This is a genomic window from Bacillus sp. EB106-07-01-XG149 (genome assembly GCF_058791555.1).
Window position 1 is genome coordinate 71,382 of record NZ_JBYTDP010000008.1, and the last position, 24,630, is coordinate 96,011.

Here is a 24,630-nt window from a genome sequence, read left to right on the forward strand (position 1 = left end):
TAATGAAATTGGTATTCTATAAGCAACATGTAAATTGGCAACAGTACTTGCCTTCTAAATATAGTGAAGGATCACTTTGTATATTAATAATACTGACAGATTGTAAGTCTTTTCCTGTGTAAGATATAGTATTACCAGGAAACACAGTGAAAATATTAGTTACTGCTCCAGTGATTTGAATTGTAATTGCTTCTGTGCTGCTAGTACTATTGTAAACCGAGACAGTACCTGATATAAGTAGTATCCTATCACTTTTCCATAGTATCATTGATTGTAATGCATCTTTGGCAGATGGGATGGTGTTATTAGTTATGAGGAAATTCCCTGCAAATTCATTTGTTACTCGCTCGCAATTTGGATTTGGGGGAGGGGGTGGTGGACAAGGGTCTGGACAAATAATAGATAAAGGAGCGAAACAGCCAATATTTTTTTTGTTCCTCAATATAACCCCTCCTTTTAAGTTGTCTTTTACTACTATTAAATGTAGAAGCATGGCCGATGTGTTAAAAAAGAAGGAAATGTTAAAAATTAAGATTGTCCAATAGGCTTAAACTTTAATTTATCATTAGTGTTATAGAAAAGATTATATGTGAATAGTCATAGGAAAAGAATGATCAGACTCTTTTAGACAAAAGGTGGTTGTATACAATAGTATGAGGAATGTTGGACTTAACCTCTAATTAACTGTATATTTACAAAAATCTAATAAAATTCATTTGTTATTCAAACGACATTAACATGTTTTAGATAAAATAGCTCTTGTAATGAATTAATTATTATGAGGAGGATTCACGTGGAAAGAACAGCTTTACGAAAAGTAAAAGGTCTTATTGGATTATTAATGTTTTTTGTATTAGCATTCGTATCAGTTCCGTGGAGTACATCAGTCAAAGCGGAAGAGAAGAAGCAAGAAAAGGCACCAAGTGAAAAGAAGATAGTTTTTCCAGTTGTGAGTGATGTACATATTAAAAATAGTGGAACGGATGATACGTTTCGCTGGAAAAGAGCGATTGAACAGTTTAATACACTTGCACCAAAGCAAGATGCGTTCGTAATTGTGGGAGATTTTACTGATTCAGGATCGGTACAACAATATGATCGTTTTATGCAAGTATATAATGAAAATGCAAATAAAGATGCGGTACGAATGAATTCTCTTGGTAATCATGATTATTGGAATGGTTTATCTGTAGAAGGAGCACAGAAGCGTTTCTTAGAAAAAACAGGAATGAAATCAATTTATTATCATAATGTGGTAAAAGGTTATCATTTCCTTGTTATGTCTCCAGAGGATGGAACAACTCATGGATATTATTCGGACAAGCAAATTAATTGGTTAAAAGAAGAGATGGCAAAGGCGCAAAAAGATGATCCAGAAAAACCAATTTTCGTATTTTTACATCAACATATTAAAGATACAGTGTACGGTAGTCAAGAATGGGGAACGAAAGATAGTGCAAAAATTAATGCAGTATTAAAAGAATATCCACAAGTCATTACGTTTTCAGGTCATTCACATTATCCATTAGATGATCCAAGATCGATTCATCAAAAAGACTTTACATCCGTTGGTACCTCTTCTGTAAGCTATATGGAGGTAGAGGGTGGCAAAGTGCAAGGGAATATTCCTTCAGAATCGCGTGCATTAAGCCAAGGTTTATTAGTAGAAGTAGATGATAAAGAAGTAACGATTAATCGCCGTGATTTCCATACAAATTCTTGGACAGGCGAGCCTTGGAAAATTCAGTTGCCATCAAAGAAAGAGACATTTACACATGTAGAAGATCGTGATAAAGAAAAGCCTTACTTTGCAAAAGATGCGAAGTTATCGGTATCAAATGTAACAGAAAATGCAGCAACAGTAACATTCCAGCAAGCGTTGGACAACCTTCTTGTTCATTCTTACCGTGTACAAGCGAGAGATAAGCAAACGGGAGAAATAAAGAATAAATTGTTAGCATTCTCAGAGTTTTATCGTGATCCAGTGCCGAAAGAACTGACATTTACGCTTGCAGGACTAGATGGCGGGAAAACATATACACTGGAAGTCGTTGCGATTGATTCATTCGGCAATGAAAGTGTACAACCATTAACGGCAGAGGTTACTACGAAAAAAGATAATATTGATCCGAATGTGAAAGTACCAAAGGCGGATGTTTTTGATGTGAACTTTGCAGATGGTACATTTAAAGACAATTCATCATTTGGTACAAAAGGTGATGTTAAGGGTAATGTGACTATTGAATATGATAAAGCGTTGAAAAAGAATGCTATGAAGCTAAACGGAAAAGCAAATACATTTGGATATCTTCCGTTTTCAGCAGCACAAAAAGAGAAAGTAGCAAATACATTTACGTTAGAAACTGTGTTTTCAATGAATGAAATCCGTGGGCAAGGTATTTTACAAAATACAGAGAGCGGCGGAATTGGCTTTGAATCTACAGGAAGTGGTTATGTAGAATTATGGGCTCATATTGGCGGTAGCTATAAGCGTGTTGGCGTGCAATTAGAGGCAAATAAAACGTACCATTTAACTGGAACGTATAATGGAAGTGAAGTAGCCATTTACGTAGATGGTAAAAAAGTAAATAGCCAACCAGCTACAGGGAAAGTATATCACCCGAACGTACCATTTGCACTTGGTGCAGATCCAGATAGCAACGGGAATGGCGGTATTCCGTTAAACGGACAAATTGCGCTTGCAAAATTATATAGTAAAGCGTTAAGTTCTTCAGAAGTATTAGCAGCATATAATGAGTTTTCTAATCGTACAAAATTAGAGCAAGTAAACGCGTTATATGAAGAGCTTGGAAAAGTAAAAGAAGTGTTAGCTGGTACGTATGAGTTTGGTGACAAACCAGGTCAATATTCAAAGGAAGCATTTCAAGCACTAGAGAAAAGCTATAACACTGCAAAGCAAGCATTTGAAAATGTAGGAAGTACTGGAGAGCAAATCGTTCAAGCGTATAACGAATTAAAAACAGCTAATGTAACATTTGTACAATCTAAAGTAGCAGAAGAACAACCGAAAACACCGAAAGAAAAATTACAAATCAATATTGAAACTGCAAAAGCAGTGGTGAAAAAAGCGCAAGCTGCAAATGTAACGGATGGTTCAGTGAAATCATTGAGTCAAAAAATTACAGTGGCAGAATCTGTGTTAAAAGATGCGAAAGTAAAAGATGCACAAGTAGAAACGATGAATCGTACGATGGAATATGCGATTTCACTCGTTGAAAAAAGCATAAACAAATAAGAGAGAAGAAAAGAAGCTTATCATGATAGGCTTCTTTTTTGTTATACTAAAAATAGTATAGAATGAGGGAGCGAATAATTTGGAAGAGAAAAAGCTAAAAAGAATTCTTGAATATGTATGGATCGCGGTTGTGCTCCTTGTAGGATATTATTTCTTAAAAGAAAAAAGTATATGGGTTCTATTTCTAATGACGTTTTTATTAGCGGGTTTAGGCACGTTATTTATTAATTTCTTCTTTGATAGTCTAAATGCATGGAAGAAGAAAAAGAAGGGAACGAAGTAAAGGAGGGAATATATGCAAAAGTGGAAGCTCATATATCAGGTGATTCTTTTCATAGTGCTTGTAGGTATTGTCGTTTTAAAATATTCTACACCGATAGGAAATTGGGCATCGTTTACAGCTTGCATCGGCATATTTTTCATTTTACAATCGTTAACGAAAAAATATAATAATACAGAAAGATAGCTCACCGTTTTATCGGCGAGCTATTTTGTTATGCTTTTTTCTCTCCATCATTTGTTTTTTCAGTAGCTAAATGACTATGTTTTCTAGAGTAGAAGAAATAGAAACATAAGCCAACTATAAGCCAAGCTATAAAGCTAATCCATGTCGTTTTAGACAAATTAATCATCAAATATAAACAGCAAAGAATTGCAACAACTGGTAATACAGGTACAAAAGGTGCGCGGAATCCACGTTTTAAGTCAGGATGTGTTTTTCGTAAAATGAGTACTGCGCAGCAAACGAATGTAAAGGCTGTTAGCGTACCGATGTTCACTAAATTAGCAAGTAGATGTAGGTCTAGAAGTCCTGCTAATAAAGCGGCAACAACACCAGTGATCCATGTGTTTAATAAAGGGACTTTTACTTTTTTATTTACACGTGCTAGCGCTTTTGGAAGTAGTCCGTCGCGGCTCATCGCATAAGAAACGCGAACTTGTCCGTACATAACGACTAGGAGGACGGTTGTCATTCCAGTCATCGCGCCAACAGCGAGAAGTCCTGCAATTGTATCTTCGCCAACGAAATGTAAGGCAAACGCAACTGGATCAGAAACATCTAATTGTGTATATGGAACCATACCTGTTAAAACGAAAGATACAATCATGTATAAAACAGTACAAATAAGAAGAGAACCGATAATGCCAATTGGTAAATCGCGCTGTGGTTTTTTCGTTTCTTCTGCCGCGGTGGCGATTGCATCAAAGCCTAAGAAGGCGAAGAATACAGTGGCAGCTCCAGTAATGATACCGTCGTATCCGAATGGAATGAACGGCGTCCAATTTTCAGGTTTTACATATTTTGCGCCTGCTACGATAAAGGCGATAATAACAGCTAACTTGATAAGAACCATAACATTATTAATGCGTGCGCTTTCGCGTATACCGAAACTTAAAAGGCCCGTAATGAGTAGTAAAATACAAACAGCTGGTAAATCGATAATGCCGCCTTTTCCTACGCCAGGGGCCGAGGCGATTATGGTGGGCAGATGGATGTTAAACCCTTGTAGTAAAGATTGTAAATAACCAGACCAACCGACAGCTACAGCCGCGACTGCAAGTAAATATTCGAGCATTAAACACCAGCCGACGATGAAGGCGACGACTTCTCCGACTGTCATGTATGCGTAAGTATACACACTTCCAGAGACAGGAATAGAAGAAGCAAATTCGGCATAGCAAAAGGCTACACAAGCACAAGTAAATGCAGCAATAAGGAATGATAACATAATACCAGGACCAGAATGTTTCGCTGCGACAATACCTGTTAATACAAAGATCCCTGTCCCAATTACGGCGCCAATTCCTAAAAAAGTTAAATCAAGTGCAGTTAATGTTCTCTCTAACTGCCGTGGTGATTCAGTACTAAGTGGCTTTTTTCGTAATAATGACTTCACTTTGGACTCTCCCCCCGTTTTTTCATTTCCATAACTGCGAATATAGTATGAGCCCACTAGAAGAGAGTATGTAAGTAAATGGAGGTACAGTTATGGTATGTAGTTTTTTAAAATTGCTGGATTAATCTTAATATAATTCAGAATATTTTGTCAAATAAAAATATGACAAATAAAATGCGGATGAATAGGGGAAACTACTTGCAGAAATGGACGAGGGTTAACAGAGTGACAAAACCACTCATAAAAGTTTCACTTTATAAAGTAGGAGAAGATGTTATGTTATTTTATTTTGAACTTGTCGTCATTTTACTTTGTACGAAATTAGCTGGTGATATTAGCGTGAGACTTGGCCAGCCTTCTGTACTTGGTAAATTAATCGTTGGTATTATTATCGGTCCGGCTGTGCTTGGTATTATTAATAGTTCTGAATTGATCGATGAACTGAGTGAAATTGGTGTTTTACTACTTATGTTTATGGCAGGGCTTGAAACAGATTTAGAAGAGTTAAATCGGAATTTGAAATCTGCATTCGCAGTAGCGATGGGGGGAATTATTTTCCCATTCCTTGGTGGGTATTTAGCGGGACTTGCGTTTGGAATGTTACAGTCGCATGCGATCTTTTTAGGGTTATTACTTTGTGCCACTTCCGTTAGTATTTCTGTTCAAACATTAAGAGATTTAGGGAAAATGAATACGAGAGAAAGTACGACGATTTTAGGGGCAGCTGTATTTGATGATGTAATTGTTGTTATTTTATTAGCATTTGTGATGAGTTTTTTAGGTACACAAGATGTAAATGTAACGCTTGTCATTGCAAAGAAAATTATCTTTTTTGTCAGTATCGTTTTCATCTCTTGGAAAGTTGTTCCATGGATTATGAAAATGCTCGTACCACTTCGCGTAACAGAGGCGTTAATTAGTGCAGCTCTTATTATTTGTTTCTCATTTTCGTATTACAGTGAAATGATGGGGATCGCAGGTATTATTGGGGCATTTGCAGCCGGAATTGCCATTTCGCAAACAGAGTATAAGCACGAAGTAGAACATAAAATTGAACCGATTGCTTATGCGATATTTGTACCGGTGTTCTTCGTAAGTATTGGAATGGAAATTACATTTCAAGGTATCGGAAGCCAGCTTTGGTTCATTATCATCATGACGCTTATTGCAATTTTTACAAAGTTAATCGGATCAGGTTTAGGAGCAAGACTGACAGGGTTCAACCTTCAATCTTCTATTAGTATTGGTGCGGGGATGGTTTCGCGCGGAGAAGTGGCGCTTATCATCGCAGCAAATGGACTTGCGGCGAATTTATTAGCGAAAGAAAATTTCACAGCGATTGTTATTGTTGTTATATTAACGACGATTATTACGCCGCCGCTTTTGAAAAAATATTTTGTATAGAGAGGAAGAGCTTATCTCATGTAGGTAAGCTTTTTTTTTATTGGAAAAAGCAATAGTCATATAGCGTGAATAGGTTGTAATTATGTTAAAATCTACGTATATGATAAGTCGAGGAGAGAAAATGTGTGAGGATTACGAAGGGGAAGGTTATCGGTATAATCATACTTATTGCGCTATGTATACCATTTACTGCATGGAAAGAGTCAAAAGTGAAAGACTTTCCTGTTTCTATTTTTTCTTCCTATGTAGAAGACGAAAACCCGAAAGACTATAATTACACTGCTTTTGTACCTGACTTTGCAATTTGGATACATGGATGGGAAAAACAGCGATCTGAAGGTGAAATAACGTCATATAAAAGAGGGGATCGAACTGTAATTGTTCACCATCCTCCTGGCGATGATGGTTTTTATCTTTTTGAAGCAAGAGAAAATAAGTGAAAGCAACCGTAAGAAGTGGAGGTTAAATAGTGAAAGCTTCAACATTACTATTTAAAATTGAAAGTAATATGGATCAATTTTCACCAGCTGAAAAGAAGGTTGCCATGTACATAATGGGGAATGCAGAAATTGTTCCGAACTTAACGACGAAAGAAGTGTCAACGAATGCGGGCGCAAGTGAGGCGAGTGTTGTTCGCTTTTGTAAGTCGATTGGGATTGGAAGCTTTAAAGCATTTAAAATCGCGCTCGTTCGTGAATTGACGATTGCTGATTATAATATTAATGATTTTTCAGTTATGAATACGGAAGATGGACCGTATGACTTGTTTAATAAAGTTACGTATGTGAATAAAGCTGCAATTGAGGCGAGCGTTACTGCGATAGATAAAAAGGAACTTGAGAAAGCTGCAGATCGTATTGTAAATGCGGGTAAAATTATATTTTATGGAGTAGGCGGATCAGCTACTCCGGCGATGGACGGGGCTTATAAATTTACAAGGCTCGGATTTACAGCGATGATGCTATCTGATTTTCATATGATGTTGCCGCTTGTAACGAATTTAAAAGAGGGCGATATATTTGTTGCGATTTCAACATCTGGTCGTACGAAAGATGTACTTGAAATGGCGCAATATGCGAAGAGACAAGGTGCAACAGTTATTGCGATTACAAAGCTTGACCAATCATCACCGTTATATAAAGAGGCGGATATTCGTCTTTGTATGCCAGATGTAGAGCAAGATCATCGTATTGCAAGTATTGCTTCTAGAATGACACAACTGAATATGATTGATGCTTTATATGTGATTACTTTTAATCGTATTGGTAATAAAGTGTTGGATCAATTTATGGAGACGCGAGAAGAAGCAGTGCGGTTACGGAAGTTAAAGTAGAAGAAAAGATGAGGGGACTCATCTTTTTTATTATCTTTGACACAAATATGTCATTTTATGAAATTTTATTTCATAAAATAAGAAAGTAATATTGATTTTTAATTTCTCGAAGTTATAATAAAAGTGTGAAATATAATTTCAAAGAGGGTGGCAATATGTTAGAAAATTTATCGACAGAACACCGTAATGAGAAAACGACGAATCTAGATGAGATGAGTATAAAAGAAGTGTTACAGAGTATGAATGAAGAAGATCGAACTGTTGCGTTAGCAGTTGAAAAAGAGATAGAACAAATTGAAAAGGTCGTACAGACTGTTATTAAATCTTTTGAAGCAGAGGGCCGATTAATTTATATTGGGGCTGGTACGAGTGGTCGTTTAGGTATTTTAGACGCAGTGGAATGCCCGCCGACATTTGGCACAGAAGATAAAATGGTGCAAGGATTTATAGCAGGTGGATTGAAAGCGTTTACTAAGGCAGTGGAAGGTGCCGAAGATCGCGAAGAGTTAGCAGAAGAAGATTTGAAAAGTATTGGATTAAACGAGAAAGATACAGTGATTGGTATTGCCGCAAGTGGTAGAACCCCTTACGTAATTGGCGGATTGAAATACGCACATAGTGTGGGAGCTAGTACGGCGAGTATTTCTTGTAATAAAAATGCTGAAATAAGTAAGTATGCAAAACTCAATGTAGAAGTGGAGACAGGCGCAGAAATATTAACAGGCTCAACGCGTTTGAAGGCTGGTACAGCACAAAAATTAGTACTTAATATGATTTCAACAGCTTCTATGATTGGTGTTGGGAAAGTATATAAAAACTTAATGGTAGATGTTCAATCTACAAATGAAAAGTTAGTAGAACGATCAAAACGAATTATTGTGGAAGCAACAGGGGTTAGTTATGAAGTAGCAGCAGAGTGTTATGAAAAAGCAGAACGTAATGTGAAAGCTGCGATTGTTATGGTGTTATTGCAGTGTGAGTATGGGGAAGCACTGGAAAAGTTAAAAGAAGCGAAAGGGTTTGTGAAGAAGGCACTATAAAATAATAGGGAGGGGGATTCTATTATGAAGAAAGAAGAGAGAATGGCCAAAGAGATTTCAGAGCAACTTGGGGGAGTAAAAAATATTCGTGGCATTGCTCATTGTATGACGAGACTGCGATTAACGCTTCATGATGAAAGTAAAGTGAATATGGACCTTTTGAAAAAGGTTGAAGGGGTTATGGGCGTTATTGAAGATGAGACGCTTCAAGTTGTTGTTGGCCCAGGGACAGTAAATAAAGTAGCTGCTGAAATGGAAGGTTTAACGGGACTGCGAATTGGTGAGGTGGCAGATCATCATCTTGAAGATCTTGGGCAAGAGATGAAGTCAGAGATTAAGAAGAAAAATAATACACCAGTGAAAAACTTTTTACGAAAAATAGGAAGTATTTTCATTCCGTTAATTCCAGGTCTTGTTGCGTCAGGAATTATAAACGGGGTTGCTAACTTTGCGAAAAACGCAGGTGCTGATCCAAATGCAACGTGGCTACAAATGTTACTACTTATTGGCGGCGGTATCTTTACATTCTTAGGGATTTTAGTCGGCTGGAATACAGCGAAAGAATTTGGCGGGACACCAGTTCTTGGGGCGATTGCTGGTATTTTAATTTTTAACCCGGCGATGGCGAATGTAAAATTATTCGGTGAAGCGCTCGTACCCGGACGGGGTGGATTGTTTGCAGTTATTTTTGCAGCATGGCTTATGGTTGTAGTAGAAAGACAAGTTCGAAAAGCAGTGCCAAATGCAGTTGATATTATCGTGACACCACTCATTACTGTATTAGTAGTAAGTATCGTAACGATGTTAGCCATTCAGCCGGTAGCAGGTTTCTTATCTGAAGGAATTACAAGCGGAATTAACGGCATTTTAAGTATTGGTGGAGCGTTTGCGGGAGCAGTGCTTGCGGGAACATTTTTACCACTCGTTATGGTCGGATTACATCACGGTTTGACACCGATTCATATGGAGTTTATTAATCAAACGCACGTAACGCCTTTATTACCAGTACTAGCAATGGCTGGAGCTGGGCAAGTAGGAGCAGCGATTGCGATTTTTGTAAAAACAAAAAACAAACGACTTCGTAACGTAATTAAAGGTGCATTACCAGTTGGCTTTTTAGGAATTGGCGAACCGTTATTATACGGGGTTACATTACCACTTGGGAAACCGTTTCTTACAGCTTGTTTAGGTGCAGCTGTCGGTGGTGCATTCCAAGCAGTTATGAAAACAGCCGCACTCGGAATTGGCGTATCAGGATTATCATTAATTCCGTTAATTGCTGATAATAAATATTTATTATATTTCCTTGGGTTAGTTGTGGCATATACTTTTGGATTTATCTTTACGTACTTCTTCGGATTTAAAGAAGAAATGGCAGAAAACATATAGAGAAAGGGATTCCTTTCTCTTTTTCTATTCATAGAAAGGGAGATTCATATGATAGGAGTTTCAATTTATCTTTCAAAAGAACGAGTACAGAAGCAAGAAGAGTGGCTAAAAGTGGCGAAGGAAAACGGGTTTTTATCTATTTTTACATCAATTCATATACCAGAGGATGATCCTGGTACGTATAAAGAGTTAATTCAAATACTTGGGAAGCAAGCGCTCAAATATGACATGGAATTAATGGTGGATGTTTCTCCAAAATCGTTATACCATTTAGGAATGACGTACGAAAATGTCGAAGAGTTAGTAGACTGGGGCATTACTGGTTTACGAATGGACTACGGCATCACGCCGAAAGAAATCGCACGCGTATCTCATAAGATGAAAGTAGCTTTAAATGCGAGTACGATTACAGATTCATTTTGGAAAGAGTTAATCATAGAAAATATAAAAGTAGCGAATGTAGAAGCTTGGCATAATTTTTATCCGCGTCCAGAAACAGGACTAGCAAAATCATTCTTACAAAAACAAAACGAATACTTACATGAGTGCGGAATAAAAACGATGGCATTTATTCCGGGAGATGGTGAAAAACGTGGTCCGTTATATGAAGGCTTACCAACGTTAGAAAAGCACCGCAATATGCGCCCGCTGGAAGCGTACTTAGAACTTGTACAAGATTGTGGTGTCGATAAGGTGCTAATCGGGGACATAAGCGGAAGTGTAGAAAGTGTACAAGAGATAGCGAGCGCGAGTAGAGGAATTATTCCGCTGCGGTATGAGCCATTGATAAAGAAAAGTGAAGTATTAAAAATGGTAGAACAAGTGCATACAAATAGACTAGATCCAGCTTGTGATGTCATTCGTTCTGTAGAATCACGAGAGGAGAATAAAGTGATTTTACAGCCGATGGATGCCATTGCAAGAAAGAAAGGCAGCATTACAATTGATAATGAATTGTACGGTAGATATGCAGGAGAGATGCAAGTTGTTGTACATGAGTTGCCTAAGGATGAGAAAGTGAATGTTGTTGGAATGGTTGTAGAAGAGGACTTGTCTTTATTGCCGTATGTTGGTGCTGGAAAAATGTTTCAACTTTTTTTGTGCGATAGAGTAAAAGCTTGAATTAGCGCTATTTTGTAGGAAAACATTATCCGTAAAAGGGATAATGTTTTTTGTTTTCTTAAAAAAAGTATTTGACGAATGAAATGAAATACCGTATTGTTTTGACTTGTGAATAAAAGTTCACCATAACAAAACAAAAAGGAGAGTTTAAAATGAACCAATATATTGGGAATTTAATGATTCGTATCGTGTTAGGAGTAACGTTCTTTGCACACGGTTTAGCGAAGTTTCAATCAGGTATCGATAACGTAGCGGGATGGTTTACAAGCATCGGCTTACCAGGTGGTCTTGCATATGGCGTAGCAACAGTTGAATTAGTTGGTGGTATATTATTAATTATCGGTTTAGGCGTAAGATATGTAGGATTGTTATTCGCTCTTATTTTAGCTGGAGCTATCGTAAAGGTAAATGGAGCAGCAGGTTTATTAGGAGATGGAAAGAATCCAGGATATGAATTAGATCTTGCATTATTAGCAATGGGCGCGTATTTATTCGTTGTAAAAGCAGAAGGATATGTAGATCGCTTCGTAAAAGAGAAAGTAATGAAAGCGAAGTAAACTTATTTATAAATTGTTGACTTGAATCATAATTGTAACTATAATGATTACAACTAGTGGATTAAGAATAAAACAATTTAAATATTTTTTTACACAAGATGTAACATTATCGGTTACATCTCGTGTAAAAAATAAATAAAACGGGAGGAAGTAATATGCCTAAATCAAATTTAGAAATTATTCGAAGCACGTATGAAGGGTCAGCTTCTTCAAATGCAAAACATTTAGTAGAAGCCCTCTCTGAAAAAGTAGAATGGACAGAGGCAAAAGGATTCCCTTATGGGGGAACTTATATAGGTGTAGAAGCAATAATGGAAAATGTATTTAGCCGATTAGGATCAGAATGGCATGATTATAAAGCGAGTGTAAATATGTACCATGAAGTAAACGGAAAAGATGTAATTATTGCTGAAGGTGTTTATTCAGGAGTTTATAAAGAAACGGGAAAATCATTTGAAGCAGAGTTTGTTCATGTATGGCAGCTTGAAAATGGAAAAATCGTAAAATTCAAGCAATATGTGGATAGTTATATTGTACGAGAAGCGATGAAGGTTTAAAATGAAATAAGGAAACAAATGGAATCGACTGTGCGCAGGCGATTCCATTTGTTTATGTGATTATTAGGGGAATGGGGAGTACATAATATGAAGAAATGGATAATAGGGGCAATTACAATCATTGTAATTGCGATAGGAGCTGTATTCGGTGTTACTAAACTTCTTAATTATATAGAGGAAGAGGAGAAGAGTCTTAAAACACAAAAAGTGATGAGCCAAAAGGACAAGAAAGTTGCGGAAGAGAAGCCACAATTTAGTGAGGATGAAATTATTTCTACCATGCATAGGATGGTACATCAAAAAGTGAAATCCTCTGAAAAATGGGGATTTATTGAAATGACAACTAAGGAAATTGTTAGCGCCAAGAAGGCTGTAGAAAGTAGTACAAATTTTAAATATAAATCAAAGTTACTTGCGACTTTAGAGCGTTGGGAGAAAGGGGATTTTTCACAAACGGTTGAGGAGCATAACTTTTTGTGGGAAATTCAAGGTGGTGATACTGGAAAGGCAACAGAACGTTTATCGCCAGAAGAAGAAAAGCAGTATGTGAAAGAAATGAAAGGTAAATAAAAACATCGCCACTTTGATGGCGATGTTTTTGATTAAGAATGTTTTCGCATTAAAGCTCTAGTTGGCTGAACAGTAACCGTTTTGAAATGAGAAAATAAATAACATCCCGTCACAACGATCATTGTCCCGAAAATTTGTATCCACGTTAGTTCTTCGCCGAGGAAAAGGAATGCTAAAATAGCTGTAAAAATCGGATTGAAGTTTAGAAAAATACCGGATGTAGTCGCTCCTAATTTTTGCACGCCAATATTCCAAAACACCATACAAAGAACTGTGGAAATAAGCCCAGTATATAAAAGTGATGTTAGGAAAGAAGTATTTATGTTTGTAACAGTGAAGCTCCCTATGTTAAATGGCAGTAATAAAATAACGCCGAAAATACCAGAGTATAATGTTGCCATGAGCGGTGTAGTTGTTTTTGTTGCCCATTTACTACAAACAGAATACATTCCCCAAATACAAACAGCCGCCATCATCCATAAATCTCCGCTATTAAAATGTAGTGAAAATAGAAGTGTAAAATTTCCTTTTAAAAGGACGAGAACCACCCCAAAGAATGAAAGAATCATGGATAGAATTTGAAGTGTATTTACTTTTTCTTTTAGAAATAATACTGAAAATAATGCAATTGAAATCGCATTTAATGTAGAAATAAGCCCTACATTCGTTGCGGATGTTTTTTCTAGTGCTAGAAATTGAAAGATGTTAAAAAGAGCGACCCCTGAAATCCCCATTAGTAGTAACGGAAGTATTGCAGCACGTGGTGGAATGATTTTCTTTTCTTTAAACCAAACCATCGGTAATAAACAAACGATCGCAATCATCCATCTTAAACTTGTAAGTGTCATCGGAGACGCGTGATTAACGAGCGATTTTCCAACGACGAAATTTCCTCCCCATAATAAGCTCGTTAGTAATAGTAAAAAGACATAAAAATAAGGCATACTAAAATCCCCTTTGTTGTAATCAATATGAATTGTAAATAATTTTAGCATTTTTCTTTATTGTGTAATATATTCTTTTGTATAATGGTTAAAAGTCAATAAAATATTTTGTTTTAGATGTAGTTTGTAATAAAAGGTTCAGTTCTGAATAAGTTAAGGTATGTTTTTTCGAATAATCATCGGTAAGAAAAAAGGGGGAATTGTAATGGAGTCATCTGTTATTAAAGTGTTAGATGATTTAGACGTACAAATTTTAGATATATTGCAGAAGGAGTCTCAAGTAAGTAATGCAGAGCTTGCGCGACGCGTTAATTTATCACCAGCTGCGATGCATGCGAGAATAAAAAGATTAGATGGAGAAGGGTTCATTGATAAGCAAGTAGCCATTTTAAATCAAGAAAAGCTTGGTTTTGATTTGTTATGCTTCATTTTTATGAGTACGAATATTCATCAATCGGATAAACTTGACGTGTTGGAAAAAGAATTAGAATCGATGCCGGAAGTGTTAGAATGTCACTGTTTAACAGGAGAGTATGATTATTTATTAAAAGTTGCAAATCGTGATCGTAAAGAGCTGGAGCATTTTATTAGAAAGCTGAATAAGCTTGGTATTACAAGGATACAGACGAGTTTAGCACTTCGTGAAATTAAATATTCGACAGTATTACCGATCCGAAATGAGGAACCGAGCATCGATTAGAATGCTTGGTTTTTTGTTTGTATAAAGTGATTGACGGGGAGAAAAGAGAGATGTATTATTATATAAAATTATGTATTAAAATTCATTTTGGGTTATAAATATTAATATTAGGGGCAAGGGGATATAATATGAAAATCTTTAATGCGGTTACGAGTGATGTGAAAGAAATTTATAGTCTCATTGAAGTTTATGCAAAAGAGGGAGTTGTTTTACCGCGTTCTCTTTTATCTCTCTATCAATACTTACAATGCTTATATGTTATGAAAGAAGGAGAAGAAATCGTTGGAGTTGCTGGTTTACATGTGTTAGGGGAGGACCTTGCAGAAGTCCGGTCATTAGTCGTTTCGCATACATATGCAGGGAAAGGAATCGGTCGCATGTTAGTGAACCATGTAATAAATGAGGCAGCGAAAATAAAAGTGAATAGAGTCATTTCTTTAACATATGAAACGGAATTTTTTCAAAAGTGCGGGTTTGATTTTGTGAATAGAGGTGCGTTACCAGAGAAAGTATGGATTGATTGTAGGCATTGTCCAAAAGTTGATTATTGTGATGAGGTGGCGATGATTCGGTATGTTGGGTGAAATTTTCAGAGAGAAAAAAGTCCCACTATTATTTACGTAATAGTGGGATTCTATATTATAGGGAAATTAAGAACTTGAATTCGTTTTTCTTACCGCAAAATTAAAAATGGGATTTTTAAGCTCATAGTTATAAGTAGAACCATCGACAAGCCCTACAACTTTATCGCTATCGTAAAGATCGAGCATAAATTGTGCCATTTGTTTTGCGGTGTGGAATTTCGGTACAACATTATCGTATTGGAACTCATCAATATCAAATGAACGTTTTGCAAATTCTGTTTCAGTTGCACCAGGTGCTAAAACCTTTGCTTGCAGTTTTGCACCTTGTTGTTTCAATTCGTGAGATAAACCTTCTGTAAATGCACTTACATAGAATTTCGTAGCGCAATACGTAACAGCATCAGCAACGATTGTGTATCCACCGCCTGATGAAACGTTAATAAGCTGTGTGCCATCAACCATTGAATAATCTCGAACGAAAAGAGAGGAGAGTATTGTTAGTGCTTCTATATTTACATGTAACATCGTTTCTATTTTATTTAAATTTTGTTCAGCAATTGAGGCGAAATTACCAAACCCTGCGTTGTTAATCCACGTTTCAATTTGAAAGGCTTGTAGGTTTTCATACAGCTTATAAACATTTTTCGTGATAGATAAATCCGTTCTTCGAATAACAACATCCAATTCCGGATTCATTTCGTTAATTTTTAATTTTAATCCGTCTAATTCTTCTTGTCTTCGAGCTACAAGTATTAAGTTCTTTCCGCGAGCTGCAAAGGCTAAAGCCGATTCATAGCCAATTCCAGAACTAGCACCAGTAATAACAGTGTATTTCATATAAAATCCCCCTAAGTTCAAATAAATATATTATGGTTAGATTTTATTTGTTAGAGTATACTCTAAGTCAAATGTTTTTTATGAATTTGATAAGGCTATAAAATATATGAGGGTAAGCACGTGGAGGGAGTTAGAGTATGTACACAATTAGCGAGGTGGCTAAATTAATAGGAGTGAGTACACATACACTACGTTATTATGAAAAGGAAAATATATTAATTGCAAATCGCGATACAAATGGGAATCGAATGTATGCAGAGTCGCATATAAAGTGGTTGCAGTTTGTTATGAAATTAAAACAAACGCAAATGCCAATAACGAAAATAAGAGAATACGCTAGGTTATATTTAGAAGGGGAGCATACAACCGAAGCTCGTTTACAGCTCCTAGAAGATCATAGGAAATCTATTCAGATTCAAAGAGAAAACTTAGTAATTACAGAAAAGATGCTTGAGAATAAAATTATTGCATACAAAGCCTCTTTGGAAAATAAATAGAAAACATATATATGATAAAAATGGATTTAATCTCACAGTGTGCTGGTAAATAAAAAAGAGCAGTTAGCAAAGGCTAACTGCTCGGTAAATTGGATGTGAAAATTTAGTGTTTATATTTTCATAGTAGATAAATTATGATTTCTTGAATGTGATTTTTCACTGAAAATCGCATCTTAATACAAGGTACATAAACGAAGAAGAGCCTGATATGGCTCTCAGGCTCTTCCCTCAATAGCAAAGAGTAAGTCTTTTAATTACTCTTCTCCTACATAATACACAAGATGTACTTGGATGTGTAGAACAGGAAATTCCAATATAATTATCCGAATATAGTGTTTAAAAATAAAATCTAGATGATTTAAATAAGGAATTAAATTACAAATGTTGATTTAACGCATAATAGGAACTCATTTATATAAAATGATGGTTAATAAAGTGATATTGCGATAATGAAATATGAAATATTGCATATCGAATTGTAGAACAAAAAAGTGAAATGGTAATTGAATGAAAATGCTATTTTGTAGAAAAGGATGTGCATCTTGAAATCTGAATAAATTAAACAACTCATTACGGATTTAGAACGAAGAAAATCAGATCTAAAATGAATCTGAAATGACTTTTCGGGAATTCATATTGAGGAATATCGTGATAGTATTGCATAAGCAAATATTTATTTTGGATCAAGTGAATATGCGATTGAATTGGATTATGAAAGATGAAAAATAAAAAGAGCAACTAGCACAAGCTAACTGCTCTATTAAAGGGATCTCTCCAAGGGGGAGTGGAGAAAATATTATGTTACTAGCAGTATTGACAGGTTATTAGGAAATATACAAATCGGATGAAAGAAATTTTAAATAATCTTTCGGCATTGACAGTTTTTAAAATATTCATGTACAATACATATGAATGACATTCAGTCATTTTTGTGTGGCAGGATGCAGTTAGCTTGGAAATGGAACAAATATAATGGTAAATGAGGATGATAGTTGTTTATATATAGTAGTGATGAAAGAGAATATGTTTTTAAAACAAAAAAATGACTGATAGTCAGTCATGAGAGGTGAGAGGTATGAAAAATAGAGCTTGGTTATATGTCATATTAACATGTATCTTTGAAATTTTTTGGGTGTTTGGTTTTAATACAGCCGATACTTGGTGGCATTGGATTATTATTTTAGGAGTTATCGCTGTTGATTTTCACTTCCTTTCTAAAGCGTGTGAACATCTTGCGACAGGCACTGTATATGCCATTTTTGCCGGAGCTGGTACGGTAGGGACTTTCTTAATGGATGTATTCCTTTTCGGCGGAAGTTTTAGTGTAGGAAAGTTATTCTTTATCGTGATGGTTGTAGCTGGCGTTATCGGTTTAAAGTTAGCTGATAATAAAGAAGAAACTGTGGAAGGAGCTGCTTAAAGATGGGTTGGTTTTTCGTATTTTGTGCTGCAATTAGTGAAATAGTCGGTGTGATCGGTCTGAAAATGTATAGTAAAGAAAAGACGTTAGCAAATGGCGCGATTTATATAGGCGGGTTTGCTACATCCTTTGCATTCTTGTATACATCTTTCTTATTTTTACAAGTAAGTGTCGCGTATGCGGTTTGGATTGGTATTGGAACAGCAGGAGCCGTTTTATTAAACATGTTCCTATTTGGTGAGTCGAAAAGTAAAGCACGTATCATTAGTGTGGCTCTTATTGTATGCGGAGTGACAGGATTAAAGGCTCTTTCTTAAAGATATATTGTATTTTATCTCCTAATGGTTTATTAGGAGATTTTTATTATTAAAAAATGATTTCCTCTTAGAATTCACTATCATTGACAGTACAATCGATTATCTTATAAAATGAGTGACAGTCATTCAATATGTGTGTGAAAGGGTTTAGCTGATGAATAAAAAAGAAAAAATTGTCTATGCAGCTATTGAAGTGTTTCAGGAGAAGGGCGTTGAAAAAACGAAGATTTCTGATATCGTGAAATTAGCTGGCATTGCACAAGGAACTTTCTATTTATATTTTCCTTCTAAGTTATCTGTTATGCCTGCAATAGCAGAAGTGATGGTTGAAAAGATGATACTTGCAGTGAAAGAAAAAGTGCAAAATGATGCGCCTTTCTCAAGTAAAGTGACGCAAGTAATAGATGCGGTGTTTCACTTTATAGCGGAATATCGTGAAATACAAGCTTTAATGTATGCGGGTCTTGCATCTACAGAACATATAAAAGAATGGGAAGCTGTGTATGAGCCTCTTTATATGTGGCTAAGCGAATTTTTAAGTGAGGCGAAAGAAGCTGGTGAAATTCGTGATTCGGTTCACGCAGAGCGAGCAGCGAAGTTATTTATCGCCCTTGTTGAATCAGCAGCAGAACAAGTTTATTTATATGATCATAAAGATGAAGAGCAAGTCGAGCTACAAAAGGCAGAAGTACTAGATTTTTTAACACATGCACTACATATAAAGAAGTAGTAAGATGAACCTGTCTGAAAAGGTAGGTTCATTTTTGAGGGGAAATGAATGATAGTCATTCACCTAATACGTATGTATGCGTGGGAGGATAGAGTGAAATTCTAATGGGTGGAGGCATTTCTACTCATGATTAGCCCACAAATAGCAGGATAAAGAAAAATCTTCTTAGGCATTTTTTTGAGAGGAACTTACGGGAAGAGGTGTTAAAAAGTGAAGAAACCGATAAAAGAACAAAAGATGATATTGGTCATTCTTTTGAGTAATATATTTATCGCTTTTTTAGGGATTGGATTAATCATTCCGGTTATGCCGTCCTTTATGAATGACATGAGTTTAACAGGGAAGACGATGGGATATCTCGTTGCAGTGTTTGCAATGGCGCAGCTTATTACGTCACCTATTACAGGCCGGTGGGTCGATCTTTACGGTAGGAAGAAAATGATCATCATTGGATTATTTATTTTTGGTGTTTCAGAACTTCTTTTTGGATTAGGAAAAGATGTGTGGATGCTTTATGCAGCACGGGTGTTAGGCGGAATTAGTGCCGCGTTTATTATGCCTGGTGTTACGGCATATGTTGCGGATATTACATCTATGCAGGAACGTCCAAAGGCAATGGGATATTTATCCGCGGCAATTAGTACTGGATTTATTATAGGGCCTGGAATTGGCGGATTTATTGCAGAGTATGGTATACGTGTACCGTTTTTCGTTGCAGCAGCAATTGCCTTTATAGCATGTGTAATTTCTATCTTTATTTTGAAAGAGCCGTTAACGAAGGAAGAGCTTGCAGAGATTTCTGCTAATACGAAAGAATCCAGTTTTATTGGTGATTTAAAGAAATCATTACGTCCAATGTATGCAATTGCATTTATTATCGTATTTGTACTCGCATTCGGATTATCGGCGTATGAAACTGTGTTTAGTCTGTTTTCTGATCATAAGTTTGGTTTTACACCGAAAGATATCGCGGCAATCATTACAATTAGTTCAATCTTTGGGGTAGTTGTGCAAGTATTTATGTTTGGCAAATTGGTCGACATGTTCGGTGAAAAAGTGTTAATTCAAATATGTTTAATTGTAGGTGCAGTATTAGCCTTCGTTTCAACTGTAGTCTTTAATTATTGGATTGTACTTCTCGTTACTTGCTTCATTTTCTTAGCATTTGATTTACTTCGTCCAGCTTTAACGACATTTTTATCAAAGGCAGCTGGAAAAGAGCAAGGATTCGTTGCTGGTATGAACTCGACTTATACGAGTTTAGGAAATATCGCAGGACCAGCGATGGGCGGAATATTATTTGATATGAATATTCATTATCCATATGCATTTTCAGGAGTTGTTTTAATAGTTGGTCTCGGCATTACATTTATGTGGAGAGAGAAACAGCTAGCTGAAAGTTTTGCGAAGTAATAAAACCCCTTACGACGGTAAGGGGTTTTTGTTTTATAAGCTTAATCCAAACCGTTTTAATTCAATGAAAATCCCCTCTAATTGCTTTCCTTTATCCGTTAATGTGTACTCTACACGAGGCGGAACTTCTGGATATACTTTTCTCGTTATAATGCCTTGAGATTCTAATTCTTTTAGTCGAAGCGATAATGTTTTCGGACTAATCCCGTCCATTGATTTTTGTAAATCACTAAAGCGTAATGTTCCTTCAATAAGAAGGTCACGAATGATTAAAAACGTCCATTTTGTACGAATTACATCAAGGGTTTTAGCGATAGGACAAGGTATGCCAGGTAAACCTTTCGTTAATTCAACTGGATCTATATTGTTCATGGAACTAGCCTCCATAAAATTTTTTTGAATGAATTTGCTTTATAGTATCACAAAAATATACTTTTGGTAACTATATGAAAAAAATATCACTACTTCCATAAAGGAAGTTAGTGCATATACAATAGCAATACGAAATAAAAAGGGTTTAGATGAGGAGGTGATTTTCATGGGGATAAAAAAGTTGTTTGGATTTCTTAGTTTGTTTGTTGTTTGTATTGTACTTGTAGCATGCGGCGTGGAACAAAAAACTGAAATTCAGTTATTAAAAGAAATGCCACAGCCAAAAGCAATGACAATTGATCCCTCACTAAGTAAAAAAGAAGCGACAGAGATGGTTCATGCAGCGCAGCGTTTTTATGCATTTTGGGATACAGGTAAGGAGGAACTTATTCCGCAGACTGTTACTAAAGATTTTTTCGATAATACATTGCCGAAAGGGCGACCACAAGGAACGGAAGGATTAAAGTTTGCGGCACAAAATTTTCCTAATATACATTGCGAGATTGAAGATTTATTAGTCGTCGGTGATAAAGTAACAGCTCGTCTTTCTTTTACAGGAAGGCATAATGATAAGAAAATCAATTTTTTCGCCATTGATATGTTACATGTGAAAGACGGAAAAATCACGGAAGACTGGCATTTAGAAGATAATCTTACGCTGAAACAGCAACTTGGGTTAATAGCTGAAGAGTAAATTATATAGGGGAGAGAAAAGCGATGAAAAATATATTCATTATAAATGGACATGAAAAATACGGTACGAAAGAAGGACGTTTAAATAGAACGTTAGTTGATTATATGGTAACGGTATTAAGTGAGAAACATCATGTGAAAACAACAACGATTCAAGATGGCTACAGTATTAAGGAAGAACAAGAGAAGTTTTTATGGGCCGATGTTGTGATTTATCAAACACCGATTTATTGGTTTAGTGTACCGGGCTTATTTAAAACGTATATGGATGAAGTATATGAATACGGTTTGTTCTTTAAAGGTGCTGATGAATATGGAACAGGCGGTTTATTAAAAGAGAAAGCGTATATGTTTTCTGCAACTTGGAATGCACCTGAAAAGGCATTTGGAGATAAGACGAAGTTCTTTGAAGGGGAAAGTTTAGAGTCAGCGCTTAGCCATTTACATCGCGTGCAGAAGTTTCTTGGGATGAGTTCGTTAAAGAGTTTTGCTTGTTATGATGTGGTGAAGAATCCGAATATTGAGCAATATTTATTGAACTTGAAAGATCACTTAGATGGAGTAATTAAATAATAGTTTGTAAAGAAGGTACTACTAAGGACGTAGTACCTTCTCTTTCATGAAATACGTTGAAAATCTTTACTTATACAGGACTGTTTTAGTTTTTTTGATTTAATTAAATGTTTAATATCAGAGATGTTATCGTATGAAAGCTGAGTGTGATAATAGTTAATGTACTCAAGTAATGCAAAAATATAAATAAATAGAGTGAATGATAGTCCGCCTAAAGGTAAGTGGGGATACCAAATTACAAAATCAATAGTAAACGTAACAAATTCCGTGATAATTAATGCTATATTTATCTTTTGAAGTATTTTTAAATATTGAACCACCCTAATAGGGGTAACAGATGTTTTCTCTTTTTTTAGTCGTTTCCACTTTACGTACCAGTAAATTACTCCTTGTAATAAGATAAACTCTAAAAGAAGAAATGAGACCCAAAAAGAATATAGAGAATATAAATGTAACGTAGGATAAGCATAATTAAGTAAGTAACTTGTGAAAATAAAAGTAATGACTGAAAATAACTCACCTGTGTATAGATAGGAAAGTCTTTTTTCTAGGGTGCGTTTCATGGTTCTTCTCCTTTTGTAATGACTCACATTTTAAGACGTGGATGGCTGTATCCATAACTTCGCAAAATTTGCCCAGCCGTATGAATCAATTGTGACGTTTTTTAAAGAAGAAGGGTATGTTTTTCTTTTTAAAACGTGATAGTTAAATAAAATGATGTGTTCTACTTGTAAAAATTCTTCGATTTCATACATGAGCTCATAGCGCTTCTCTTTATTTTCTTCTAATAAAAAGGTATCAAGTAAACAGTTAATTTGGTTTTCATAGTGCGGGTCCATGAACCGATTTACGAAGCAACTTTTATTTTTAAACACATTTAAGAATGCGAGTTCATGATCGGCAGCAAATACTTCTCCCATGAAAATAATATCGGCATGTTTATCAATAGAACGATCCATATAATCTGAAACGAGAAATGGGTGAAGCTCTACTTGTATACCTAAACTTTCACACCGTTCTTTTAGGAAATGAGCGTCATTTGCACTATCTTTAAATGCGAAGAAGTAAATATGTATCGTTTCTCCATTATAGGTGCTCTTTTTTAAATACTCTTTTGCCTTCTCTAAAGAGTAGGACCTTTTAGGAACTTGGCGGCTTCTTTCAGGGAAAAAGCTTGAAGCAGCAATTGTTCGTCTACCCTCTATGCTACGAAGTATTGTTTCAACGTCATATAGTTCTCTCCAAGCTTTTCGAAAGTAAATGTCGTGATGAGGACCAGGTTTTGTAAAGTTGAAGCTAGCATAAATACAACCTATTTCTTCTATTTGTATATCATGCCTTTCATTTTCCTCTTCATTTGGCAGTTCATAATCAGCATCGATTTGCACATGATCAGGAATACCCCAAAATTCAATACGGTCTAATAACGCGCGCTCTTTAAAATAATGGGTGAATGCTTCGAGTACGATATTATCTTCAGAGTAATGAGTAAGTTTGAAAGGTCCAGTACCTATATAATGATGATCTTGAATACTGGCATCACACGGTAAAATTGCTAGTTGCATGGAACTTACATAGTGTAAGAAAAATAAGTTGGGTTTTGCTAAATGGAATCGAATTTGCAGTGGTGATGGTGTTTCAATTTGAACAATTTCTTCTGTTAACCATTTGAAAGGAGAGTGAACTTGCTTTAATCGTTCAAATGAAAATTGTACATCTTTAGAAGTTAAAACTGTTTCGTTATGAAAACGTATATCCTTTCGTAAATAAAAGGTCCACGTAAGCCCGTCTCCACTTAATTCCCACGTATGTGCAATGTGTGGTTCCATTTTTTCAGTAACATCGTTATAAACGACTAACGTGTCAAAAATTTGACTCGTAAGATGGCTCTCTGTAGTTACAGCCACAAAAGCCGGATCTAATGGAAATATCTTTCTTGATATAGGAATCTTTAATATGTCATACATATCATTTGAAGGTTCGTATCCAAAATGATGATGTAGTTTATTTTCTATCTTTTTTTGAATTGCAAGAGGCAGTGGTTCTTTTAAAAGAAGAAAGATATCCTTTAATTTTTCTTGCGTTAACAGTTCATCTGTGTAGGATTCAATCGCTTCCACGAGACTATGTATAAATAGAATTTCCGTTTTATTCCCGCGTCCACGCCCTGGAGTCCAGTGAATTAATTGCTCCTCGCTCATTTTCCTTAATAAAATTTTCACGTTTTTCGTACTGCAATATAAAATATCCGCTAGTTCTTGTAAGCTATTTCGGATATGCTGTTGATCTTGTGCATGTAGTCTTAGTCTAATGTAATAGTCCATAATTTTCATATATACACTTCCTTTTATAATAAAAGGGGAAACTCTTTAGAATATTCTAACCTTTTTCTTCCTCTTTTTCAAAGTAAAATAAGTAAGCATA

The 24,630-nt window shown here is 35.7% G+C and carries 28 protein-coding genes; 21 read left to right on the forward strand and 7 right to left on the reverse strand.

Annotated elements, in window-relative coordinates; genetic code table 11:
• Nucleotides 1–16 precede the first annotated feature (16 nt).
• A complete protein-coding gene (locus AC3WTA_RS24465) occupies nucleotides 17–442 on the reverse strand; it encodes an S-Ena type endospore appendage (protein ID WP_002096836.1) in 426 nt (141 codons plus the stop codon).
• Between the two features lie 351 nt (nucleotides 443–793).
• Between AC3WTA_RS24465 and AC3WTA_RS24470 the strand changes: the two genes are divergently transcribed.
• The 3 genes from AC3WTA_RS24470 (at nucleotide 794) to AC3WTA_RS24480 (ending at nucleotide 3,722) form a co-directional block, all read left to right on the forward strand.
• Nucleotides 794–3,256, forward strand: a complete 2,463-nt coding sequence (locus AC3WTA_RS24470) for a LamG-like jellyroll fold domain-containing protein (protein ID WP_000442454.1) — start codon at nucleotides 794–796, stop codon at nucleotides 3,254–3,256.
• Between the two features lie 79 nt (nucleotides 3,257–3,335).
• The gene (locus AC3WTA_RS24475) at nucleotides 3,336–3,539 is read left to right on the forward strand and encodes a hypothetical protein (protein ID WP_000391504.1); all 204 of its coding nucleotides are present in this window, start codon (nucleotides 3,336–3,338) and stop codon (nucleotides 3,537–3,539) included.
• A gap of 12 nt (nucleotides 3,540–3,551) precedes the next feature.
• Nucleotides 3,552–3,722 (forward strand): hypothetical protein, encoded by a 171-nt coding sequence (locus tag AC3WTA_RS24480; RefSeq protein WP_001174856.1) that lies wholly within the window; start codon nucleotides 3,552–3,554, stop codon nucleotides 3,720–3,722.
• 28 nt (nucleotides 3,723–3,750) lie between these two features.
• On the opposite strand, the gene bcaP is transcribed toward AC3WTA_RS24480, so the two are convergent.
• Nucleotides 3,751–5,154, reverse strand: coding sequence for a branched-chain amino acid transporter BcaP (gene bcaP, locus AC3WTA_RS24485; RefSeq protein WP_000838746.1), 1,404 nt, complete (start codon nucleotides 5,152–5,154; stop codon nucleotides 3,751–3,753).
• 180 nt (nucleotides 5,155–5,334) lie between these two features.
• On the opposite strand from bcaP, the gene AC3WTA_RS24490 reads away from it, so the two are divergent.
• From AC3WTA_RS24490 to AC3WTA_RS24530, 9 genes are all read left to right on the forward strand, one after another.
• On the forward strand, nucleotides 5,335–6,558 hold the full coding sequence (locus AC3WTA_RS24490; RefSeq protein ID WP_050552155.1) for a cation:proton antiporter: 1,224 nt from the start codon (nucleotides 5,335–5,337) through the stop codon (nucleotides 6,556–6,558).
• 125 nt (nucleotides 6,559–6,683) lie between these two features.
• On the forward strand, nucleotides 6,684–6,998 hold the full coding sequence (locus tag AC3WTA_RS24495; RefSeq protein ID WP_001223246.1) for a hypothetical protein: 315 nt from the start codon (nucleotides 6,684–6,686) through the stop codon (nucleotides 6,996–6,998).
• Nucleotides 6,999–7,027: 29 nt separating this feature from the next.
• Nucleotides 7,028–7,891 carry a MurR/RpiR family transcriptional regulator gene (locus AC3WTA_RS24500; protein ID WP_000648178.1) on the forward strand — a complete coding sequence of 288 codons (864 nt, stop codon included), beginning with the start codon at nucleotides 7,028–7,030 and terminating at the stop codon, nucleotides 7,889–7,891.
• 155 nt (nucleotides 7,892–8,046) lie between these two features.
• A complete protein-coding gene (gene murQ, locus AC3WTA_RS24505; RefSeq protein ID WP_000892378.1) occupies nucleotides 8,047–8,931 on the forward strand; it encodes an N-acetylmuramic acid 6-phosphate etherase in 885 nt (294 codons plus the stop codon).
• Between the two features lie 24 nt (nucleotides 8,932–8,955).
• Entirely contained in the window at nucleotides 8,956–10,320 is a 1,365-nt protein-coding gene (locus tag AC3WTA_RS24510) for a PTS transporter subunit EIIC (RefSeq protein WP_000711310.1), read from the forward strand.
• Nucleotides 10,321–10,368: 48 nt separating this feature from the next.
• Nucleotides 10,369–11,442 carry a DUF871 domain-containing protein gene (locus AC3WTA_RS24515; protein WP_492333054.1) on the forward strand — a complete coding sequence of 358 codons (1,074 nt, stop codon included), beginning with the start codon at nucleotides 10,369–10,371 and terminating at the stop codon, nucleotides 11,440–11,442.
• A 152-nt stretch (nucleotides 11,443–11,594) separates the two neighbouring features.
• Nucleotides 11,595–11,999, forward strand: a complete 405-nt coding sequence (locus AC3WTA_RS24520; RefSeq protein WP_001077758.1) for a DoxX family protein — start codon at nucleotides 11,595–11,597, stop codon at nucleotides 11,997–11,999.
• A gap of 155 nt (nucleotides 12,000–12,154) precedes the next feature.
• Nucleotides 12,155–12,556 carry a nuclear transport factor 2 family protein gene (locus AC3WTA_RS24525; protein ID WP_001126716.1) on the forward strand — a complete coding sequence of 134 codons (402 nt, stop codon included), beginning with the start codon at nucleotides 12,155–12,157 and terminating at the stop codon, nucleotides 12,554–12,556.
• An 87-nt stretch (nucleotides 12,557–12,643) separates the two neighbouring features.
• Nucleotides 12,644–13,126, forward strand: a complete 483-nt coding sequence (locus AC3WTA_RS24530) for a DUF6241 domain-containing protein (RefSeq protein WP_000758757.1) — start codon at nucleotides 12,644–12,646, stop codon at nucleotides 13,124–13,126.
• Between the two features lie 32 nt (nucleotides 13,127–13,158).
• Here the strand turns inward: AC3WTA_RS24530 and AC3WTA_RS24535 are convergent, their stop codons facing one another.
• Nucleotides 13,159–14,070: a DMT family transporter gene (locus tag AC3WTA_RS24535; RefSeq protein ID WP_001146286.1), complete on the reverse strand. Its 912-nt coding sequence runs from the start codon at nucleotides 14,068–14,070 to the stop codon at nucleotides 13,159–13,161.
• Nucleotides 14,071–14,275: 205 nt separating this feature from the next.
• Between AC3WTA_RS24535 and AC3WTA_RS24540 the strand changes: the two genes are divergently transcribed.
• Nucleotides 14,276–14,770: an Lrp/AsnC family transcriptional regulator gene (locus tag AC3WTA_RS24540; protein ID WP_000446101.1), complete on the forward strand. Its 495-nt coding sequence runs from the start codon at nucleotides 14,276–14,278 to the stop codon at nucleotides 14,768–14,770.
• 128 nt (nucleotides 14,771–14,898) lie between these two features.
• Nucleotides 14,899–15,354 carry an N-acetyltransferase gene (locus AC3WTA_RS24545; RefSeq protein ID WP_000689153.1) on the forward strand — a complete coding sequence of 152 codons (456 nt, stop codon included), beginning with the start codon at nucleotides 14,899–14,901 and terminating at the stop codon, nucleotides 15,352–15,354.
• 66 nt (nucleotides 15,355–15,420) lie between these two features.
• Here AC3WTA_RS24545 and AC3WTA_RS24550 read toward each other — a convergent pair whose 3' ends face one another.
• The gene (locus tag AC3WTA_RS24550) at nucleotides 15,421–16,191 is read right to left on the reverse strand and encodes an SDR family NAD(P)-dependent oxidoreductase (RefSeq protein WP_000878087.1); all 771 of its coding nucleotides are present in this window, start codon (nucleotides 16,189–16,191) and stop codon (nucleotides 15,421–15,423) included.
• A gap of 137 nt (nucleotides 16,192–16,328) precedes the next feature.
• Between AC3WTA_RS24550 and AC3WTA_RS24555 the strand changes: the two genes are divergently transcribed.
• The 5 genes from AC3WTA_RS24555 to AC3WTA_RS24575 all read left to right on the forward strand — a co-directional run bounded on the left by AC3WTA_RS24555 (nucleotide 16,329) and on the right by AC3WTA_RS24575 (nucleotide 20,568).
• Nucleotides 16,329–16,688, forward strand: coding sequence for a MerR family transcriptional regulator (locus AC3WTA_RS24555; RefSeq protein ID WP_000288054.1), 360 nt, complete (start codon nucleotides 16,329–16,331; stop codon nucleotides 16,686–16,688).
• Nucleotides 16,689–17,763: 1,075 nt separating this feature from the next.
• Nucleotides 17,764–18,108 carry a DMT family transporter gene (locus AC3WTA_RS24560; RefSeq protein WP_000796014.1) on the forward strand — a complete coding sequence of 115 codons (345 nt, stop codon included), beginning with the start codon at nucleotides 17,764–17,766 and terminating at the stop codon, nucleotides 18,106–18,108.
• A 2-nt stretch (nucleotides 18,109–18,110) separates the two neighbouring features.
• A complete protein-coding gene (locus AC3WTA_RS24565) occupies nucleotides 18,111–18,425 on the forward strand; it encodes a DMT family transporter (protein ID WP_000539678.1) in 315 nt (104 codons plus the stop codon).
• Nucleotides 18,426–18,576: 151 nt separating this feature from the next.
• A complete protein-coding gene (locus tag AC3WTA_RS24570) occupies nucleotides 18,577–19,155 on the forward strand; it encodes a TetR/AcrR family transcriptional regulator (RefSeq protein WP_033657689.1) in 579 nt (192 codons plus the stop codon).
• A 210-nt stretch (nucleotides 19,156–19,365) separates the two neighbouring features.
• Nucleotides 19,366–20,568 carry an MFS transporter gene (locus AC3WTA_RS24575; protein ID WP_000742933.1) on the forward strand — a complete coding sequence of 401 codons (1,203 nt, stop codon included), beginning with the start codon at nucleotides 19,366–19,368 and terminating at the stop codon, nucleotides 20,566–20,568.
• Between the two features lie 33 nt (nucleotides 20,569–20,601).
• Here the strand turns inward: AC3WTA_RS24575 and AC3WTA_RS24580 are convergent, their stop codons facing one another.
• Nucleotides 20,602–20,940 carry a winged helix-turn-helix transcriptional regulator gene (locus AC3WTA_RS24580; protein ID WP_001059468.1) on the reverse strand — a complete coding sequence of 113 codons (339 nt, stop codon included), beginning with the start codon at nucleotides 20,938–20,940 and terminating at the stop codon, nucleotides 20,602–20,604.
• Nucleotides 20,941–21,106: 166 nt separating this feature from the next.
• Between AC3WTA_RS24580 and AC3WTA_RS24585 the strand changes: the two genes are divergently transcribed.
• Complete coding sequence (locus AC3WTA_RS24585; protein WP_492333055.1) at nucleotides 21,107–21,634, forward strand: ester cyclase; 528 nt, start codon at nucleotides 21,107–21,109, stop codon at nucleotides 21,632–21,634.
• Nucleotides 21,635–21,657: 23 nt separating this feature from the next.
• Nucleotides 21,658–22,206, forward strand: coding sequence for an NAD(P)H-dependent oxidoreductase (locus tag AC3WTA_RS24590; protein ID WP_492333056.1), 549 nt, complete (start codon nucleotides 21,658–21,660; stop codon nucleotides 22,204–22,206).
• A gap of 44 nt (nucleotides 22,207–22,250) precedes the next feature.
• Here AC3WTA_RS24590 and AC3WTA_RS24595 read toward each other — a convergent pair whose 3' ends face one another.
• Together AC3WTA_RS24595 and AC3WTA_RS24600 are read right to left on the reverse strand one after the other, a co-directional pair.
• Nucleotides 22,251–22,769: a hypothetical protein gene (locus AC3WTA_RS24595; RefSeq protein WP_000831577.1), complete on the reverse strand. Its 519-nt coding sequence runs from the start codon at nucleotides 22,767–22,769 to the stop codon at nucleotides 22,251–22,253.
• A gap of 30 nt (nucleotides 22,770–22,799) precedes the next feature.
• Nucleotides 22,800–24,539 (reverse strand): SgrR family transcriptional regulator, encoded by a 1,740-nt coding sequence (locus tag AC3WTA_RS24600; protein ID WP_000699830.1) that lies wholly within the window; start codon nucleotides 24,537–24,539, stop codon nucleotides 22,800–22,802.
• Nucleotides 24,540–24,630 lie beyond the last annotated feature (91 nt).